The following is a 19,948-nucleotide window of genomic DNA, read 5'->3' as shown; positions in this document are numbered from 1 at the left end:
CCTGGGGCCTTCTTTTGGCATCTTTTGCTAGACTCCCATTTGTCTCTTCATCTGCTCTTGTCGCTTCATCTGCTCCCACGCTCTGAAGTTTTTTTGGTTCCTCGACGCGAGGCGTGGAAATCAACTTTCTTGACTGCACTTCCTGATGCATCGTAACTCCTGTCTCCTTACAGGAGGCAACATCCCGTGGATACTAACGATTTGCTGGCGTTAGGGCTTGGCCTCAACTGAGCCCTGGCGGGTCGTAGGCCAGTCCCTGGACCTCTCAAAGAAACCCAGCGAGCTTCGCCTTGAGGTCGAGGCCGCGCGAGGCGAGCGCTATCCCTGCCCGGGGTGCGGTGCTCCCAGTAAGGCCCATGACTTCGCGGAATTCAGCTGGCGTGCACCTCTGACTTATTCCAGCACCACTGCCTGATTACGGCCAGGGTTCCTCGAGTCAGATGCCCGGAGCATGGCCTCAAGCGCGTCAATGTTCCATGGGCTCGGCCTGGCAGCGGGTTCACCCTGCTTTTCGAGCAAGCGTTCATGCTTCTTGCCCGAGTGATGCCGATCAGCCAACGCCGTGGCGCGTTACGTCGGCGTCACCGACAAGCGGATATGGCGGGGCGTGACGCACTACGTCTTGAAGGCCATGGGCAAGCTTAATCTCAGCCGACTGTGCGGAATCGGCCTCGACGAAACGGCAACCAAGCGTGGCCATCATTACGTCACCATCTTCGTGGACATGGACCGTGAAAGCCGGCCGGTGATGTCAACGCGCGACTCCAGGCAAGGGCAAGGAATGCCTCAAGACCTTTGCCGCGTACCTCAAAGGGCGTCAGGGCAATCCGGAGAACGTGGTCGAGGTGGTGTGCGACATGTCGCCAGCCTTTCTGGCCGCAGCCGAGGCACCTTCAAAAATGCCGCGGTAACCGTAGACTGGTTCCATGTAGTCCGGATTTTCACCAAAGCCCTCGACGAGGTCCGGCGTCTCGAAGCCAGGGAGGTCAAACTTCCCAAGGCTGCCCGGTGAGCGGTTCTCAAGGGCCTGGAGACTTGGCGCAGCGAGGAGCAGGTCGGCCCTCAAGGAGTTGGAGGAACGCGGATTGGCGACGGCCACCGCGTTTCGGGTGAAGGAACTACTGCGGTGGGTGCGCAAGGCTGACACCAGGCAGGGTGCGAGATGGCGGGCGACGCAGTTTACGAATTCGCTCGCGAACTTGCCGGGGACTCGGTTCTGCTCGCGCCGGTGCGCAAGGCGCTGAACACGTTCGAGGACCATTTGCCTCGGATCCTACGAAGATGGGAATCCTTGCTCTCCAATGCCCGCCTGGAAGGGCTCAATGGCCCCTTTCAGGCTGCTCGCTCGAGGGCCAGAGGGTATCGGAACGTAACCACCTTCATCACCATGATCTACTTGATCGGCGCGCCCATCACCCAACTCCTGGAGGCGTGAATTCCACAGCTAACGTCGAAGACCCTTAAAATTTGATGTCGTCAAAATCACTTTCGCTAGCTGGCAGTTCTGGTTCTGGTGAGCGAATATCGCTAAAAAGGATCGAAAGCATCATTGACGCTGCATATGCGGCGCTGGGTTCGTGGTCTGGTTCCGGCGAGCGAATACAAGAATTGTTTTTGCATTCTTCGTCTTCGACATATCCGCTGTAGACGTCATTGAGCATGTTCTGCACATCCTCTTCATGCAAAGTTTTTAACAACTCGTCGCAATCGACATCTGTCGAAACCTCGAAAAAATTAACACTTTGTTTCAAAACCTCGTTTTGAGCCTCTGAAAGCGTTTGAGCTGTCACAACACCATCGCGTGACAGAATAACATAAGCGCGACGGATTTCGAAGGTTTTGCAAGAAAGGGCGTCTTTGGCGCAAAGGTTGTCGATTGACGAGGTGATTCCCATTATATACTCCGTTGTTTATGGTTTTTGTTGTGAAAGTTGTATTTTACCAATTTACCCTCCGAACATATTTTTTTTAGATGTGCTGCAAAGATTCATCAAAACAAGCATTTTTATGCTGGTTGTCGTTACTGCCATTATATATCTTTGTCATTTGCTCCACTTGCTGTATGTTTCGTAGTCAACAAAAAGAGCTTTTGCCATTTTGACAGTGTTAAAACCAAGCATTTTTTCCGCGCTTTGCACAAACTCAATCTGTTGTTGTTTTTGCTCCGGCGTCATTTTCCCTCCTCTTGCATCATTTGTGTATGACCGTACGCTTATTGGGCGTATGTACAAGCAAAATTTTTGCAATATTAACTAATATTTTCAGCTAGTTGGAATTTTTCTTGGGGGCTGGGGCTTGCCCCAGACAGAGGGTGATTGTGGCGGCTGGATGCCGGAATACTTGGATTAAAGTATAGATTTGCAGGATAGCTCGGTTTACAAATGAGGAGAGAATTAACCGGGAGTTGCGGAGCTAATGAGTGTTGGCTTTGATGCTTTCGGCTGACTGGATAAGGCTCTTGATCTCATCCTCGGTAAAGCTGGTTTCCTTGATGTAGCGAAGCAAATTCATGACCTCGGGTTGGTCATGAAGGTAGTCGACAACTTCCGGGTCCGTAGACGAGGACAAACGGAACAGCACGTCGGGATCAGCGGCCAGTACCTTGGCCAGCTCCTTGATTACCTCTGGCCTGGGAGGACGCTCCTTGCCACGCTCGATGCGGCTCAGATAGGCGGGGGAAATGCCTACCTTGGTCGCCGTCTCACGCAGCCCGAGGTCTTGGGCGACTCGAAGGTCGCGGATGGTCTCGCCAAAGTGTTTCATGGCGTCAAATATGCCTCAGTGTTTAGTGTTTTGCAACACTAAATTTTCCTGGCAATCTTTGGCAAAGTTTGGTATATTCTATTTGTTTTTACTCAGAAGCAAGTAACTTACCCCTGTTCTGGCACTGTGCCTTGACGGCCAACCGCCCTGCAGGAGAGGCGTCATGAGCAATGAAGAAGTTCTGAAACTAAAGGATGTCGCCGCCTTACTTAAGGTCGGCGAGAAGACGGTCTATTCCATGGCTCAGACCAGGGAACTGCCTGCTTTCAAGGTCCGAGGCCAGTGGCGATTCTCCCGAAAGGACATCGACGGATGGATAGAGCAACAGAAACACCCGACCCAGGATTTCGGCGAGGACGAGCAGAATTGATACCAGCCTCGGTGAACGGAGTTTATATATGAGCAGAAAGAAGAACAAGCAGGCTGAGAACACCATCCCGGCGGGATACACGCTCGACTACGTTTCCGGTAAACAGGTCAAGGAAACGAAGAAGGAGCTGGTCCGGCAGCGGGTCGTTCGTGCCTTGATCCACGAATACGGATTCTCGCCGGAAGACATGGAGCTGGATTTTTCCATTGGCGGCCGCAAGAAAGTGGACGTGGCCATCTTCCACCATGACAAGGTGCATACCATCGAGAACCTGGGGCGAGCCGTTCTCTGCCGCCAGGAACCGAACGTCGGCAAGAATACCGTGCGCATCCGCGATTTTGAGCAGGCCGCCCAGGACCTCGATGAGATCGAGACCATTATGCGCGAGGTCGACGCGGTTCAATACGGCTTGTGGACCAACGGCCTGGAGTTCTTCTTCGTCGAAAAGGAACAAAAGCGCTTCGAAACCAAGTGCAACCCCATCGGCGACTGGCCGATGGCAGAAGAGTCGATCGGCACCAAGGAGGTCATCTCCGATGCCCATACCCGCATCGCCGACAACGAGATGCTCAAGATCACCTTCCGCCGCTGCCACAACTACATCCATGGCAACGAGGGTATGCCCAAGGATGCCGCATTCTGGCAGTTCCTTTACCTTATCTTCTGCAAGATGCACGATGAGAATCTGCGCGGCAAGCAGCGCCAGGCCTGGAAACGCCGGTTCTGGGCTGGCCCGAAGGAACAGTTCGAGCCTCAGGGCCGCAAGGCCATCCGTGCCCGTATTGAAGAGCTCTTCACCGAGGTCAAAACGCAGTACAAGAACATTTTCCGGGGCAACGAGGAGATCACCCTCTCCGACCGGGCGCTGGCCTTTATCGTTTCTGAATTAGCCAAATACGATTTCACCCGCACGGATGTCGATGCCAAGGGCGTGGCCTATCAAGAGCTGGTGGGCGTCAATCTGCGCGGCGACCGTGGTCAGTATTTCACTCCTCGGGGCGTGGTGAAGCTGGTCGTGGAAATGCTCAATCCCAAGGAGAGCGAGACGCTGTTGGACCCGGCCTGTGGGACCGGCGGCTTCCTGGTCGCCACCCTGGGACACATGCTGAAGAAATTCCGTGATGAGCAGAATACCCAGGTCGGGAACGAAAACACCACCGAGTTTCTGAACGTCCACGAGCGGCTGAAAGAATATGCCGCTGCCAATGTGTTCGGAGCCGACTTTGACCCGTTCCTGATCCGTGCCGCCCAGATGAACATGGTGCTGGCGGGTGACGGTCGGGGGCACATTTACAACATCAACTCCCTGGAGTTTCCGCTGGGACATCTGGCCGATCTGCCCTCCGCCAAGAAGGAGATCCCGCTGGGGGCGGTGGATATCATCGCCACCAATCCTCCGTTCGGCTCCGACATCCCGATCACCGACAAACACATCCTGGAGCAATACGAGCTGGCGCACGCCTGGGAACCGGACGGTGAAGGCGGCTTCCGCAACACTGGCACCCCCAAGGGGAGCGTCGCGCCTGAGATTCTCTTTATCGAGCGCTGCATCAAGTGGCTCAAACCGGGCACCGGCCGCATGGGCATCGTCCTGCCCGACGGCGTTCTCGGCAACCCGGCGGCGGAATATATCCGCTGGTGGATCATGCGTGAAACCCAGGTGCTCGCCTCCGTCGACCTGCCGGTGGAGGCCTTCATCGCCGAGGCCAACGTCAACATCCTCACCAGTCTGCTGTTCCTGCGCCGCAAGGGTGAAGAGGAAAAACGCGCCGAGGCACTGGGTGGCATCGATGGATACCCGGTTTTCATGGCCGTGGCCGACAAGGTTGGCTTCGACCGCCGTGGCAACAAGCTCTACAAGCGCACCCCGGACGGCGAAGAAATTGTCGAGCCCAAGCAGCACATCGAGCACATCCGCATCGGCGGGCGCTTTGTGGAACGGACCCTGACTCGCAGTGAAAAGATCGAGGACAACGATCTGCCGGTCATCGCTGAGAAGTACCGCGAATTTCTCAAGGAGCAGAACGGATGAGCGATCAAGACGACATCATTGAAGCCCCGGAGGATGCTGCCGAAGAGAGCGGCCCGGATAACTTTTTCATCGACATCCTGACCGGCAACAAAGAGAGCGCCTCGGCCAAGAAGCTGCTGGTGCAGAAGGTTCTGCGCCAGCTCATCGAGAGCTACGGCTTTGACCGGAACGACCTGGAGGTCAACTACAACCCCCAGATCCCCCGCCAGGGGCGGAAGCGCATCGACGTCGCGATTTTCCGTCCCGATGCCGAGCATACAAACGACAACCTGCAGCGGATCATCGTCTGCAAGAATCAGAAGAAGCGCGACAAGCTCCGTTCCATTGCCGAGGCCGATGCCGACCTGCGCGAGCTCAAGGAACTGCTGGAGCTGATCCCCGACGCGACGCTGGGCATGTGGACCAACGGCCAGGAAGAGTTCCTGTTCCAAGTCGAGCGCACTCGCTTCGAGGTCCGAGCGAAACCGCTGGGTGTTTGGCCGGTTCCTGGCGAACGCACCACCGATCTCGACCGCACCGGTGGTGTCATTCAGGTCAGCGCAGAAGCGGAGGACCTGGAAGACGCCATGTTGCGCTGCCGCCAATACCTGAACCGCAACCTGGGGCTCGATCACAAGGATTCCTTCAAGCAGTTGGCCGTGCTGGTGCTGGCCAAGATCCACGACGAGACCCTGCCCACCGGCGAACGCAGATTTTGGATCAGGGGCGACGAGCCTTTCACCGAGGCGGGTCAACAGGCCATTGCCCAGCGCATCAACGAATCCATTGCCGCCGCCAAGGCCTGGCAGCCGAACCTATTGACCCGTGGCTGGGATCTGACGCTGGAACCTCACGAGACCGCCCGCGTGGTCATGGAGCTGGCTCGTTACTCTCTGAGTGAAACCCAGCCCCGCTACCGCACTGGGGCCTTCCGTGCGGTCGCCCGCAGCGTCATGGACGGCCGCGAGGGCCGCTACCCCACGCCGCTCAACGTGGCCGAAATGGCGGTGGAGATGCTCGACCCGCAACCCGGCGAACGCATCATGGACTGCTCCAGCGGCACCGGCACTTTCCTGGCCATGACCGCCGCGCACATCTTCAAAAAGAAACTGGCGGCCATGGGCACCACGCCTGAAGAGGCCACCAACGAACAGATCCGCCAGGCGCAAAACGAAACCGCCGCCTGGGCGGCCAGCAATGCCCTGGGCTGCGACATCGATCCCTTCCTGGCAGTGGCCAGTCGCATGAATCTTCTGTTCACCACAGGCAACCCCGGTCGAGTGTACCGCATTGATGCCCGTACCTTCCCGGACGGCGATCTGGATGGCATCGAAGCCGCCCGCCCGGCCTTGCCGCTGGGCAGCATGGATGTTGTTCTGCTGAACCCCTGGTTCTCTAGTCAAGATAAGATCACTGACGCCTCCATCCTGAGCGCGTACGACTTGGGACATGCGTGGGAGCGCGATGATGAAGGTGGTTTTAGAAACACAGGGAACCTCAGCTCTGGTGGCGTCCCGCCCGAAGTCCTCTTTCTGGAGCGCGCCCTTCAGTGGGTGAAGCCAGGCACCGGTCGCGTCGGAATCCTGCTTCCTGATGGCCTACTGGGAAACCCCGGCGATGAGCATGTTCGCTGGTGGATACTTCGAAACTGCCAGATAGAGGCCAGTGTGGATTTTCCCGTCGAACCCTTCATCTCCACCGTCAAGGAATTTGGATTAACACCGGCCATGTGCTCTTTGCTTATACTCCGTCGTCGGTCACATGAAGACCTGATCCAGGCCGGGCACCCTGAGTACAAGGTGTTCATGGCCTTGGTTGATAGAGCTGGAATGGATCGAAAAGGTAATCCGCTTTTTCAAAGGGCTCCGGATGGGGAAGAGTTGGTATTTAGCGACGAGGTTATTGAACGAGTCCGTGAAGGTGGTGAGGTCCACGTAAGGCGTGTTATTCGCAGGACTAGGCGCATCGATGATGAACTTCCGCTTGTGTCAGAAAAGTTCAGCCAGTTCAAGGGAGACAGTGAGGTGGCCATATGAAAATCAAACACGTTCCCAGCTCCTGGCTTGATCACAACGGTCGACGTCTTGACTGCGGTCCATATATGTCCGGCGCTATTGAGGCGCGGGAACTGTTAAGCAAACTAAAAACCATGCCTATGCACAAACTTACTGCCGGGCATGATGGCGGCATATACAACGGCCCTCAGTTTGTAAGGAACTACGTCACCGATCCTGAATTCGGTGTGCCTTTTTTAACAACATCATCAATGCTGCATAGCGATCTCAGCACTCTACCCTTACTTCGGAAAGCCGACGCGCTCTCAAGCAAATTGCGCTATCTGGAAATCAAAGAAGGCATGACTTTAATCACATGCTCCGGAAGCATTGGACGCATGGCTTACTCGCGAAAGTCGATGGCGGGAGCTTGGTCCAACCAAGACATCATGAAGGTCGTTGCCAATCCAGACGCCATTTTGCCGGGGTACCTTCATGCTTATCTTGCAAGTCGTTTCGGTGTGCCACTTATAGCATCTGGAACCTACGGCGCAGTCATTCAGCACATTGAACCCCATCACATAGCTGACTTGCCAGTGCCAAGACTGAAAGAAATCGAGGAACAAGTGCATGATTTGATTCAGCAGGCTGCAGATGAGCTTTCTGAGTCTTCCTCGCTAATGGCGTCAGCAACAAATAGTTTATTTGCTAACGCTGGCCTCAATGAATCACAAAATCATGAGTATCTTAGCGATGAGAAAAGACAAGGCTGGAGTGAATCGAGTTTCGATGCCTTCAGTCTGAGAGCTTTGAACTATGACCCAAGATCCAAAGGGCTTTGGCAGGCTGTGTCTAGCATTAGGCACGGCTTGCTCGGAGACCTAGTTGATAGGTCTAACTTTGAGGGTCACATAGTATTCAAGCGGATAGACGCTGATCCAGAGCACGGCGTAATGCTAGTTGGACAAAGAGATGCATTTCATTTGCGACCTGAAGGTCGATGGATCTCAAAAAAATCTATTCAAGGGCTTGGCCTTCAGGTACCTGCGGGTACAACGGTAATTCCTTGCCACGGGACCCTTGGTGAGTCCGAACTCTACTGCCGAGCCGCTTTGGTGACACCCAGAACTTCAAAGTACGCATATTCGGGCGATTTTTATAGATGCATTCCAAGAGAAGGCACAATCCCTTCAGGTTATCTATTTGCATTTCTTCGGTCTCGATTTGCTTTTAGAATGAACCGCTCAATGAGCACTGGTAGCAAACAGCAATATCAACACCCGGTGCTTATGGCGAATATGCCTATTCCCCGCCTTGATGATGAAAAAGAGCAAGAAATTGCTTCGATGGTAGACCGAGCCGGATACCTGCGGGACCACGCACTCGAACTTGAAGACCAGGCCGTTGCCCTCGTCGAACGCGCTATCGAGGAGGGAGGTCGCTAATGGCGAAGGTCATACCCATCGGCCAGCCCGTAAACGACTCTGAACGCCAAGCCATCGGCTTTCTCCGGGATCATCTTCCTGATGGCTGGCTGATCTTCCACAACTTCGAGATGCGCCAGGGTGAGGAGGTGTTCGAAATCGACATCGCCATCCTCGCGCCTCACGCGGTGTACCTGGTGGATGTCAAAGGGACGCGGGGCAACATCGATGTGTATGGCTCCAAGTGGTACCCCGAGGGGCGGCAGCCGTTTTTCTCGCCGCTGGCCAAGCTGCGCAGCCACGCCAAGACCATGGCCACCATCATCCGGGAGAGCAACACCGGTCTGATCGAGCTGCGCAAGGCCCATGTGCATGCCGCCGTGCTACTGACTGCCGATGACGCCGCCGTGTTCGACCAGGCGGGCATCGACAGCCCGGATGTGACCGACTTCAAACATTGCCTGAAATACTTCCGCGACCAAAGCCGTATCCCGGACAACCGGCTGGATAACATCACCCGCTTCCACTCCCAGATCGCCAAGGCGATCACCGGCAACGCCAAGCCCAAGAGCGCGGCACTGGTGTTCCGCGACTGGCAGGTGGAGGAGAAACTCGGCGGCTCCGACCGCTACACCGAATACCGCGCCAAGCACAACCTGTTGGGCAAGAGGGGCGGCAACGCCCGCCTGCGGGTCTATCAGGCCGACCCTTACCAGGACGAAGCCGCCCGCAAGGAAGAGTTCAAGAAGATCAGCAACGCTTATCGCGCCGTGGCGCACATGCCGACCCACGCCAATGTGCTGGCGGTGAAGGATCTGTTCGTCTCCGATGACGAAGATAAGGTGGTGCTGGTCACTGAGGACCTGCCCGGCCAAGCCCTGCGCCTGCACATCAACAAGGCCTCCCTGGCGCTGACATTTGACCAGAAGCTCCAGGTGATGCGCGATGTGCTGTCGGCTCTGGATCATGCGCACCGGCATGAGGTGATCCACCGCAATCTCACCCCGGATGCCATTCTGGTAACCAAGGGCGGCCAAGCCCGGGTGACGGGTTTCGATTTCGCTCGGGTGGGCAAGAACCGCACCTCCACCATCGCCGATCAGGTGGCGGATGATCTGGAAGCCGCCTACCAGGCTCCGGAGTGCTTCAAGGACCCGACCCAGGCCAGCATCGCCTCCGACCTCTATGCCGTCGGGCTGATCTTTTACGAACTGCTGACCGGCGAGCTGCCCTTTGAAAGCGTCGACCAGATGATGGAGGCTGACGGCCGCTTCCCGATGAAGCCCTCGGAACACAAGCCCGACCTACCCAAGGGGATTGACGAGTGGCTGCAGAAGTTCTGCGAGTTCGACCCCGAGGAACGGCATACCAGCGCGGCCATCGCCCGCAAGGCACTGGGTGACCTGATTCTGCCCGAGGCCAAGAATGACTCCGCCCCGGATGCGAGCGGCCCGGCCGTGGTCGTGCCGCAGCTCCCCGATAACCTGATGGACCTGCCACAGGATTTCATCCTGGCGGATCGCTTCCGCATTCAGAAGAAGCTAGGCAGCGGCGGCTTCGGTGTGGCCTACAAGGTGTTTGATTCCCTGGGCGATGTGGTGCGCGTCATCAAACTGGTGACCAAGGACCGCCGCAGCGTGTATGAGCGGCTGCGCCGCGAATATAAGACCCTGACCAATCTGCCCGACCATCCGCATGTGGTGAAGGTGATCTGGGCGGACCGCATGGCCGACGCCAAGCAGACGCCGTACATCGTCTTTGAGTATGTGGAAGGTCTGGATGTTTCTGATTTGATCGATGCCGAGGCGCTGTCGCTGGATGATGCCGTGCGCATCGTGCGCGAGGCCGCCGATGGGCTGGCCCATCTTCACGAGCACGGGGTCTATCATCAGGACGTCAAGCCCTCCAACCTGCTGTGGACCGATAAGGGCGTCCGCATCATCGATTTCAACGTTGCGGTCTCAGAGAACGATGAGGTTCAAGGCGGTGGCGGCACACGCCGTTACCTGCCGCCGGATTACAATTACAACTCCGAGCCGGATGCTTCGGATTGGATGGACCGTGACCTCTACGCCCTGGGCGTCTCCTTCTATGAGTGCCTAACCGGCAAGTATCCGTTCGACGACCCCACGCCGCCGATCAAGACTCAGCCCAAGGACCCAAAGCAGTTCAAAGGCTGCGCCGACCTCAGCTCGTCGCTGGTCAATGTGCTGGTGAAGATGATCGCGCCGGAGCGCAAGGATCGCTTCGCCTCAGTCGATGAGTTTTTGACCGCCATGGCCGAGGTCAAGCGTCTGCGCTCGGTGCTGACCACCGGCGAGATTGGTGCCGGACCCAAGGTGGTGTCCAAACTGGGCTTCGAGCCGACCAAGCCCAACACCAACCCTTTTGTCACGCATCTGCTGACCCTCTACAGCCAGAGCCAGGTGTCCAACGCAGGCACCCGAGGTCTCGACGAAGTTGGCAAGGCCACCTACGTGCCGACCTATTTGGATGAGAAGCTCAAGCCCGCGCTGCTCAAGGGCGAGTTCCGCCTGGTCATCATCAGCGGTAACGCCGGTGACGGTAAGACGGCCTTCATTCAGCAATTCGAAACCGTTGCCGAGAGCAAGGGCGCACAGATGCAGCGCGGTGCGAATGGGGCTGTGTTCCAGCTCAAGGGGCATACCTACCAGAGCAACTACGACGGCAGCCAGGATGAAGGCGACGAGCGTAACGATGCCGTGCTACAGAGGTTCTTTGCACCCTTCGCGGGCAAGGACGCATCTGGCTGGACCGAGAATCAGACCCGCCTGATCGCCATCAACGAGGGGCGGCTGGTCGATTTTTTCCTCGAACATGAAGAGGAGTTCCCGCTGCTCGCCAAGCAGATCCAGCAGGGGTTGGCCGGAGCCGCTCCGGAAGGCGGCATCGCGGTCATCAACCTCAACCTGCGTTCGGTGGTCGCCGAACCCGTGGAAGGCCAGCCTTCGATTCTGGAGCGACTGATCGCCCGCATGACGCAACAGGAATACTGGCAGGCCTGCGAGAAGTGCGACCTCAAGGGCAAGTGCTTTGCCTACCATAACGCCCGGACCTTTCAGGACCCGGTTGCCGGACCCAAGGTGATCGAGCGCCTGAAGATGCTCTACACCATTACCCACCTGCGCGGCCGACTGCACATCACCATGCGCGACTTGCGTTCGTCGCTGGCCTTCATGCTGGTGAGCACCCAGGATTGCGACGGAATTCACCAACTCTATCAGAACGGTGGTGAGGCGGCCCAGAATCGTATCCTTGACGGTTTTTATTTCAACTCGTGGCTTGGCGGATCGGAAGGCTCAAATGACCGGCTGATTGCCCTGCTGCGCGAGATCGACGTTGCTGAAGTCAGCAACCCCGATCTGGACCGCGAGCTTGGCTTTCTCAATCCCAAGACCAAGACTATGAGCCGCTTCTCGTTTGCAGAACGAGCCGGATATGACAATGAATTGGTGGAGGCGCTGTTTGGCAGTCTGCCTCGCGATTACTCATCGAAGAACCGTGGCCGATTGATCGCCAAGCACCGGAATTACCTCTCGCACATGCGCCGCCGCCATTTCTTTGAGCGACGCGACATCGGCTGGAAGGAGATGTTACCTTACGGAAGTATCGATCCCTTCGTGGATGCCATTGAGCAGCCAGGCGCGAAAAGCGCCGATGAGGTGACCGCCATTCTCCGTGCCATCAACCGGGGAGAAGGCCTGAGCGATCCGGCGCGGCTGGGAAATCAATTGGCGCTGCGTGTTCGCCAGGTGGATAAAGGCACCATCCGCAGTTATCGTCTCTTTGACGGCGATCATTTCACGCTCCGCACCGAGCAGGAAACGGCAGCGCATCCTTTCCTCGAGTGCCTGTCTCAGGCGCTGGAGCTGCTTTACTACTCCGGCGACGGGCACAAGGCCAGCCTGCGCATCAATCTCGACATCTATGAAATGCTAATGCGGCTCAACAACGGCTACCGCCCCAGCATCGAGGAGCAGGAAGGTTTCTACCTGAGTCTGGCGGTGTTCAAGAACGTTCTATCCGCCGCTCCCTATCAGGAGGTGCTCCTCACCGAAAGCGGCTTCGAATTCTTCCAGATCCGGCGCGACGACAAAGGCATCCTGCATCTGGGAAAGGTAAGCAGGAGGACTGACGCATGAGCATCAAAGGCAGAGACAAGGAGTTCCGCACTCCCAAGACCACCTACATCGATTTCAAGCACATCGAAATGGATCGTGTGCTGACTATGCTCTTTCCCCGGCTGAAATACGATGGCTATGCCAGCCGACGCCCGCCTCGTGGCGGCGATCTGACCGTTGAAGAGTTCATGGAGGACTTCCTCGAGCATCCCGAATGGTTTGCGGGCTTTGATCGTTTTCCGCAGGTGGTACACCGCTGGGTCGAAACCGATCTGATGGATGTGGTTAATCGAGGCAAAGCCAATCAGGCCGTAGCCGCACCGAGGCCGCTGCATGGCAACACTTATAAATTCCGCAACGCCAAACATACCCGTGATTACGGCGCTGCCGAGCAGATCTACTGGATGCTTTTCTATGCCCGCAAAGGCAAGGGCCAAGCTGCGCGGGATGCCTTGAAGCGCTTCTTCTTCCCGGGAATCGACTTGGTGACGGACCGCTACGATCCCAACGCATCCGTGGATGTGGAGACGCAAGCTATCCTGCGTCTGGATCATCAAGTTACCCAGGACATGAAGGACTCCAAGGAGCCCTCGCGTTTCCAGCCGCTGTGTATCGGCCAGGCCGATATTATGGCCGACGATATTCTGCGGCTATTGGCCTATGAGCCCTACATCCCGCGTTCGGTGCTGGTGGATTACCTCAAGACCCTTATGGCATTCCATCTGGCTCTTTACCAGCTCAAACAACTGCAGATGCTGCCCAAGCTGGTGAAACAGCGCTCCGGCAACGATTTCTGTACCGCCAAAGAATGCCCAATCACCCCGGGCCTCGACAATGCGCTGGAAGGCTGCCCTTACCGCGTGGCGTTGGTCGTGGACATGGGTGACGTCAACAATCCGCACATGGCCGAGTTGGCTCGCAAGTCCACTGACCGGCTCTATCGTCAGATACCGGCCTTTGTGCAGGCCAATTTCGTCGTCAAAAAACTCGATGAGATGGCGGAATACCTGAGCAAAAAAACGGGCAAGCTGGCTCCCCCTGGGGGCGGCGTGTTCACCGTAGGCGATCTGGTATCCCTGCTGAAGCCCGAACACGACGCCGAGCGTCAAGCCTACTTCAAATTCCGCTTGGCGAGCCTGATTGAGGAATCGACCTCCAGAAACGAGGACGTCGATCCGGAAATCCGGGAAGTCACCGGCATGGGCCTTGGCGAGTTCGAATCTTTCATCGAAATCCTGATGGCGTATCGCGGCAAGTATCACCGCCAATACATCACTGAGTGTCTGGACTCTCTGCTGCTGAAGAACAAAGAAAACGGCCTGCTGGCTCAATCCCGTACCAAGGGTAGTCCTCGGCGATTTGTGCTGGGGAGCAAGCTGCTCGAAGTGCTCCTTCAGATTGCCGTGCTCACCCAGGACGGCGGGCGTTTTGTGACCCGCGAGGTTCGCATTGAGGAATTGCTGGCCTTTTTGAGAAACCGTTACAGCCTTCATATCGATCGGCTGCCGGAAGGGAACCAGGCTAACAGCAGCATCCTGGACAGACGCGCCCTGCGCCTCAACCTTGAAGCCTTTAAGCGCCGCCTGCGTGAAATCGGGTTCTACGAGGACCTGTCGGATGCCTACGTGACCCAGAAGGTATCGCCCCGCTATGCCATTGAGAAGAATGACGGAACTGATAAGCACGAGAGGCACGCATGAGTAACGCGTTCAGCAAGCTTTCCCAGGATAAATTGAACGCGGCGGTCGCTGGTCTGCTCTGTCCTCGTATCGAAGCGATCCTGGGAGATCGTGGACCAGGCCACTGCATGCGGGTCACCGATCTTGATGACGATGTCATGGAATCGGTCTGCAAGGAACTTCGGCGAACCCGGCCCGCCGGAAACATCTTTATCCTCGGCGGCCATGACCAAGAAGGCATGCCTTTCCGGGTGACCTCCACCAAGCTGGTGGAGCTGCGTAACCCTGACGCGAACGGCGAACTGCGCCAGCCTTTGCTGGTCTTCATACCGACCTCGCTCCGTACCAGTGCCGAGGACTCTTTTGGCGTGGCAACCTTCGAGGAGCTGGCTTTCACCGGCATCTACGAGGATTTGAACGACTCGCTGCTTGATCGGCTCCCGGCAACGCTGGTCGGCCATGTCCGCGATCTCTTGGGCATTCTTACCGAGGAGGAGTGGCTGTTTGCCGACGATGTTTCTCGCGTGCGGTACTTGCTCACCGCGCTCGAAAACGGGATTGATGGAGAAACCCTCGGAGCTAGTCTGTATGAATTGATGTTGATTCCTGACTTCAAGTTTTTTGCCGACCCCGGCATTGTCAATGGCAAGATTCGCCGTAACCTCGGCAGCGTCCGCAGTCTGATGACCTCGCACAAGTCGGTTCGTGGCCGTATCGCCGATCTGGGACTCAGCGACAAGGTATTGGAGTCGCGCCTGTCCACCTACTTTGAAAAATACGATGTCCAAGAGCCAGAATCCTGGACGCCGCCCATCGCGACAGACAAGAGCTGGTGGAGCATTTCTTTCGACAAATGGACGTTCCAGGCAGAGCTTTCGCTGGATAAGGTTCTTCTGACGGTGCTGGAGACCGACTTGCCGGTTATTGCGGAGGATGAGACCGACGACCAATTCTCTGGCCTCATCGGGCAACAGGTTCTGGTCCCGAATGACCGCCGTAAAATGAACGTGGTGTTCGAGGTTAACCCTCACCCCGGCAAGGTCAGCGGGCTTGACCATTTTACGGTTCAAATTATTTCGCAGAACGACGGCCCGGTAGGAAAATCCAAAAAGGTCAAAGCCTGGACGCCAAACCGCCTGCAATGCACGACCAATCTAGCCAAACTCAATCAAATCGAATTCGAGGAAGGATGGCATTTCATCCGTGTAATGCCTTGGACGGCCGATGGCGACCCAATTCCGCTGGAAGCGGATTCCGCCTCCGAGGGCGCTAAACGCTCTTTCGAGAGCGAACCCTTTTATGTTCTGCCCGGTGGCAACATCGAGGAAGAACCGCCGCAACGCGCCATACCCATTGAGCAGAGCCTGGAGCATGCACGTTTTCGGCTGCAACTGACTGCCCTGGGCGATGAGCGCGACCCTGATGATATCGCCATCAGTGGTGTCGCCTGGGCCGAGGGCGGTCGTTCCAAGAAGACCTCCCGTCAGGAAACCCTGCACGTAAAATTCGGTCGCGAGGGCGCTGTTCAGATCCCGCTTTCGCGTATGCTCAAAACCATCGAGCAGCGCATCTTGGCGGAGCCCAAGCACCCGTCGGGCTGGCGAATGCAGATCAATCTGGATACCGCCGAGCCGCCCTCCGAGGTAGGACTCACGCTGCCATCTTCCGCCGCGATGGCCTCCTTCCTGGCTGCCCGCGAAGAATTGTTTTCAGCGGTGCGCAAAGACACTGCCGAGCTGATCATGCAGGGGCTTTCGTTCCGAGATTCGGAAAAAGAATGCCTCGCGTATGCTGAAAGCTACCTTGACCTGATCAGGAGTCTCATCCGTCAGGCCGAGACGACTTCTGGTGCCGAGCGCCAGCAACACCTGCAAGCGCTCAGAAACGTGCTGGCAGTTGATTCCATTCATGTCATCTTGACTGATTTCCGTGGAAGGCATCGCGAGGCTGTTTTGGTCTCCCCAACCCATCCGCTCCGCGCCTTGTGGCTGAGCAGTTGGGTCACGCTGGGCAAGGATTGGATCAAGAAGATCAAGTCAGGCGGGAAAGATCACATTCCTCACGTCCGTTCCGCGCTGTTGGATGGTCTTGTGCCCTCGGCCTATCCGGTTGGTATTCCCGTTGAGGATGGCCGCATCTTCACTCCGGTGGACAACCTGAATGCGTTTTGGGCGCTCTACGCCTCGACAACCGAAGAAAATTCCCGTGGCCTGATGGCGGAGATCTGTTCGGCCCTCGGCTTGGCAGAACCCTCTGCGGCGGGGACCAATATTTCCGGAAAGGTCATTGCGGACAAAATCGAGCGCTACCTCTCCCAGCATCCGTATGTGCGGGAGCTATCTCTTAACATCTTCAATCCCGGGGCCGGTTCGGTGATAGCGGAGGCCCTGATATCGCTCCAGCAGAAGCGTGAGCATTCCGATTTGCGCTATGACATCCGGCTCTTTACCTCCGATCCCGACTCGCCTGTTTTGGGTGAGGCGCTTGAATCTATGGTCTGTCCAGGAGCGACGGTAAACGAGGGCGCTGACGCGTTTTCGACGTCAACCGGCAGCTATCTGTTCTCCAAGCTCAACTTGGCCAAGCACGCGCTGAATGATTTCCATGCAAACCCTAAGGAGTTTCCGACACACATCAGTGTTCTTCTGGATGTTTTTCCCGCCGAGGAGCTTTCCATCGCCGAGAAAACGATGGGTGTGACGCCACTGCATGGGTTGATACAGGACTTCGACACAGAATTCGTTGATGACGATTCGGGGACCTTCTGGAATAAGCGACCGATTGTCGGGCGCTCCCTCGGCGCAGACAACCAAGCCGCGTGTTTTGATTTACTGTCGTCTTTGAGCCGTCACCTCTGTTTTGCGACCTCAGCGGTTGCTGCTTCTGGTGGCAGTTTTAAGGCCGTACCCGTCGTGACCCTTGGCCTCAACGTGGCCCAACGAGAGCTGATCTACGAGGTTCACCAGGTCAGTGATTGGGTGTTCACCATCGACCGAAATATGGGGATTGAGTTTTTCGACCATGGTGGCCGGAAGAATAGACCGGACTATCTGATTGACTATGTGCCGGGAGCCAGCTCCCAGGCGACACACAACCTGATCATCTCCTCGCGCTCGAACAATGAACTAGAGGCCATGCTGAAGCCGGTACTGCTTGAGCACGGCTTGTCCGCCGACGGCGAGCAGTCAGTTCAGATTCTGGCAAATCTGCGGTCACTTTCCGGCCAGCTCGCCCTGAAACTGATTTCCGCACGCACGCAGCAGGCAGAAGCTCTTGGTCTGGCCCTGGCGCGGCTCTATCTCGAATATCAGGGCGCTTTGAGCAATCAGGTCATTGTGCCGTTGGACGCACACACGGACCTCTACCGCTCAAGCGGAGAATCAGACGACGTCAACGATGCCATCAGCCTGCAACGCACCGACTTGGGTTTGTTTGATTTGGATTTGAACACCAGGACGATCACTTGCAACCTGGTCGAGGTGAAGTGTTATTCACAGGTCGGCGATTTTGCGGCCTTTAACCAACTGAAGGAGCGGATCTCCGCCCAAATCAATCAGAGTGAACGCATCCTCCAGCGCCACTTTGACCCGGCCCTGAAAAAACCGGACCGGCCGGATAGGTTGCTCAAGAGCCGGGAGTTGTCTCAGATCCTTCGATTCTATCTGGAACGCTCCCTGCGTTACGGGATATTTGATGTGACAGCCGCGCTTGAAGCGCGAGGGCTAGTTGAATCCATCGAACAGGGCTACTCGCTTCAATTCAGACGGTGCGCACTGATCTTCGACTTTGACAAGACAGGTACCGAAGTCCCTGACAACGAGGTGGGCATCGAATTCCACCGCATCGGCAAGGATCTTATTCACGCCTTGCTGGAGAACTGCCGCAGACCTGTGTCCGTCGAGATTGAGGAGGAGCCGACCGTCCCTCTCCTGAGCGAGCAGTTTATTCCGAACGTGCCGAAGCTCGAGACAGCCGCTTTCATCGCACCCAAGAGAGCCCGGTCAACGTCCTGGACGGTGGATGAGCTCTGGGACGAAGAGTCGGAGGCTCCAATCAACCAGCCAATATCTCCTGTCGCAGAGGAAACATCCGCACCTGCCCAAGAGGAAAAGGAAGAACAGGCGAAATCTGTCGAGCACGCACCCCGATCTACCACCATCGCGCCCGAACAAAAAAAAGAAGACAAACAGCCCGCCGCCGTTGCGGTTGAACCGGAAGAACCTGTTCAACCCAAGCATGAAGAGCCGGAGCATCCGATACCCGCGCCTCAAGCCGAAGTCAGCTATGACATCATGCTGGGCGTTAATGGCGACTCACCCCAGTACGGTTTGCTCGGAGAAGTTTCCGGCAGAAAGATAGCCCTGGACCTCAACCATACCCACACAATCAGTCTCTTTGGGGTTCAAGGCGGCGGCAAGAGCTACACCCTTGGAACCGTCATTGAGATGGCCTCCATGCCGCTTCAACACATCAATGTGCTGCCAAGCCCGCTCGCTACGGTCATTTTCCATTACAGCCCGACGCAGGATTATGCGCCGGAGTTTACCTCGATGATCAATGCCAACTCGGTGGATGAAGAGATCCGCATCCTTCGTGAGCGTTACAAGGCCACCCCGGAATCCCTGAAGGATGTCCTGATTCTTACCCCAGCCAACAAGGTTGATGATCGCCGGGCTGAGTTCCCGGATCTCGAGGTTAAGCCTATTGCTTTTTCTGCCTCCGAACTCAAGGCGGCGCACTGGAAATTCCTGATGGGAGCGATTGGCAGCCAGAGCATGTATATGCGGCAAATCAATCTTATCATGAGGGGACTGCGGGAGAACCTGACCTTGGACGCCCTGCGAGCAGGCATCGATAACTCTGGCCTGTCCGATCACCTGAAAGAGCTGGCCCAGACGCGCCTACTGTTCTCCAGCGAATATATCGATGATAACCAGCGTCTCCAGGATCTGATTCGCCCAGGCCGTTTGATCATCGTGGATCTGCGAGATGAATACATTGAAAAGGACGAGGCCCTCGGTCTGTTTGTGGTGATGCTGCAGATTTTCTCGGAAGCTACCTATCAGGGTATCGCTTTTAACAAGCTGGTGGTTTTCGATGAGGCCCACAAGTACATTGAGAACGATGACTTGGTTTCCGGCCTGGTAGAGGTCGTACGTGAGATGCGGCACAAGGGGACCAGCATCATGGTCGCCTCTCAGGACCCGCCATCGGTCCCGATCTCACTGATCGAGCTGTCTTCTCAGATCATCATGCATAAATTCAACTCGCCCGCATGGTTGAAACACATCCAGAAGGCAAATGCCGCCCTTAGCGACCTGACCTCCGACAAGATGAACCATCTCGGAACCGGCGAAGCCTATATGTGGTCGAGTAAGGCCTCGGACGACTCCTTCACCCGGGGTGCGGTAAAGATCAAGTGCCGTCCTCGCATCACGCAGCATGGTGGCAGCACTAAAACGGCCGTAGGTTAGCAGAAGGCACAATGGATATGCTAAAGGCCCTAGAGGCTGTTTTAAAGTCTGCTTTTTAACCACTGCATGTGCCGCTTCGGGTATTGAATTG

Annotated in this window: 10 protein-coding genes and 1 pseudogene; 8 read left to right on the top strand and 3 right to left on the bottom strand. The window is 56.5% G+C overall.

Annotated elements, in window-relative coordinates; all coding sequences use genetic code 11:
* Positions 1-186 precede the first annotated feature (186 nt).
* A pseudogene (locus GTA51_RS01555) lies at positions 187-1,435 on the top strand (ISL3 family transposase).
* Positions 1,436-1,460: 25 nt separating this feature from the next.
* Here the strand turns inward: GTA51_RS01555 and GTA51_RS01550 are convergent.
* The 3 genes from GTA51_RS01550 to GTA51_RS01545 form a co-directional block, all read right to left on the bottom strand.
* On the bottom strand, positions 1,461-1,895 hold the full coding sequence (locus tag GTA51_RS01550; RefSeq protein ID WP_160958089.1) for a hypothetical protein: 435 nt from the start codon (positions 1,893-1,895) through the stop codon (positions 1,461-1,463).
* Positions 1,896-2,042: 147 nt separating this feature from the next.
* Complete coding sequence (locus tag GTA51_RS21180) at positions 2,043-2,174, bottom strand: hypothetical protein (RefSeq protein ID WP_281353919.1); 132 nt, start codon at positions 2,172-2,174, stop codon at positions 2,043-2,045.
* A gap of 238 nt (positions 2,175-2,412) precedes the next feature.
* Positions 2,413-2,763, bottom strand: coding sequence for a helix-turn-helix domain-containing protein (locus GTA51_RS01545; protein ID WP_160958087.1), 351 nt, complete (start codon positions 2,761-2,763; stop codon positions 2,413-2,415).
* A gap of 163 nt (positions 2,764-2,926) precedes the next feature.
* On the opposite strand from GTA51_RS01545, the gene mads1 reads away from it, so the two are divergent.
* From mads1 to mads8, 7 genes are read left to right on the top strand one after another with little or no spacing between them, the layout of a single operon-like run.
* The gene (gene mads1 / locus GTA51_RS01540) at positions 2,927-3,133 is read left to right on the top strand and encodes a methylation-associated defense system helix-turn-helix domain-containing protein MAD1 (RefSeq protein ID WP_160958086.1); all 207 of its coding nucleotides are present in this window, start codon (positions 2,927-2,929) and stop codon (positions 3,131-3,133) included.
* A 28-nt stretch (positions 3,134-3,161) separates the two neighbouring features.
* Positions 3,162-5,165 (top strand): methylation-associated defense system DNA methyltransferase MAD2, encoded by a 2,004-nt coding sequence (gene mads2 / locus GTA51_RS01535; RefSeq protein WP_160958084.1) that lies wholly within the window; start codon positions 3,162-3,164, stop codon positions 5,163-5,165.
* Positions 5,162-7,180, top strand: a complete 2,019-nt coding sequence (gene mads2 / locus GTA51_RS01530; RefSeq protein WP_160958082.1) for a methylation-associated defense system DNA methyltransferase MAD2 — start codon at positions 5,162-5,164, stop codon at positions 7,178-7,180. The genes mads2 (GTA51_RS01535) and mads2 (GTA51_RS01530) overlap by 4 nt, the downstream gene beginning before the upstream one ends.
* Positions 7,177-8,583 (top strand): methylation-associated defense system restriction endonuclease subunit S MAD5, encoded by a 1,407-nt coding sequence (mads5, locus tag GTA51_RS01525; protein WP_160958081.1) that lies wholly within the window; start codon positions 7,177-7,179, stop codon positions 8,581-8,583. Before mads2 (GTA51_RS01530) ends, mads5 begins: the two co-directional genes overlap by 4 nt.
* Positions 8,583-12,725, top strand: coding sequence for a methylation-associated defense system protein kinase MAD6 (gene mads6, locus GTA51_RS01520; RefSeq protein WP_160958079.1), 4,143 nt, complete (start codon positions 8,583-8,585; stop codon positions 12,723-12,725). The genes mads5 and mads6 overlap by 1 nt, the downstream gene beginning before the upstream one ends.
* On the top strand, positions 12,722-14,404 hold the full coding sequence (gene mads7, locus GTA51_RS01515) for a methylation-associated defense system protein MAD7 (protein ID WP_160958077.1): 1,683 nt from the start codon (positions 12,722-12,724) through the stop codon (positions 14,402-14,404). The genes mads6 and mads7 overlap by 4 nt, the downstream gene beginning before the upstream one ends.
* A complete protein-coding gene (mads8, locus tag GTA51_RS01510) occupies positions 14,401-19,857 on the top strand; it encodes a methylation-associated defense system ATP-binding protein MAD8 (protein ID WP_160958075.1) in 5,457 nt (1,818 codons plus the stop codon). Before mads7 ends, mads8 begins: the two co-directional genes overlap by 4 nt.
* Positions 19,858-19,948 lie beyond the last annotated feature (91 nt).

Origin of the sequence: Solidesulfovibrio aerotolerans, from assembly GCF_009856865.1 — a bacterium.
In the GTDB taxonomy this organism is placed as follows: Bacteria; Desulfobacterota; Desulfovibrionia; order Desulfovibrionales; family Desulfovibrionaceae; genus Solidesulfovibrio; species Solidesulfovibrio aerotolerans.
The sequence above is the reverse complement of the archived record's forward strand: the minus strand, read 5'-3'. Positions and strand labels throughout refer to the sequence as shown.

What these genes read in the sequence shown, in the direction of transcription:
- GTA51_RS01550 (WP_160958089.1), bottom strand. Translation starts at nt 1,895, where the DNA reads ATGGGAATCACCTCGTCAATCGACAACCTTTGCGCCAAAGACGCCCTT.
- GTA51_RS21180 (WP_281353919.1), bottom strand. Translation starts at nt 2,174, where the DNA reads ATGACGCCGGAGCAAAAACAACAACAGATTGAGTTTGTGCAAAGCGCG.
- GTA51_RS01545 (WP_160958087.1), bottom strand. Translation starts at nt 2,763, where the DNA reads ATGAAACACTTTGGCGAGACCATCCGCGACCTTCGAGTCGCCCAAGAC.
- mads1 (WP_160958086.1), top strand. Translation starts at nt 2,927, where the DNA reads ATGAGCAATGAAGAAGTTCTGAAACTAAAGGATGTCGCCGCCTTACTT.
- mads2 (WP_160958084.1), top strand. Translation starts at nt 3,162, where the DNA reads ATGAGCAGAAAGAAGAACAAGCAGGCTGAGAACACCATCCCGGCGGGA.
- mads2 (WP_160958082.1), top strand. Translation starts at nt 5,162, where the DNA reads ATGAGCGATCAAGACGACATCATTGAAGCCCCGGAGGATGCTGCCGAA.
- mads5 (WP_160958081.1), top strand. Translation starts at nt 7,177, where the DNA reads ATGAAAATCAAACACGTTCCCAGCTCCTGGCTTGATCACAACGGTCGA.
- mads6 (WP_160958079.1), top strand. Translation starts at nt 8,583, where the DNA reads ATGGCGAAGGTCATACCCATCGGCCAGCCCGTAAACGACTCTGAACGC.
- mads7 (WP_160958077.1), top strand. Translation starts at nt 12,722, where the DNA reads ATGAGCATCAAAGGCAGAGACAAGGAGTTCCGCACTCCCAAGACCACC.
- mads8 (WP_160958075.1), top strand. Translation starts at nt 14,401, where the DNA reads ATGAGTAACGCGTTCAGCAAGCTTTCCCAGGATAAATTGAACGCGGCG.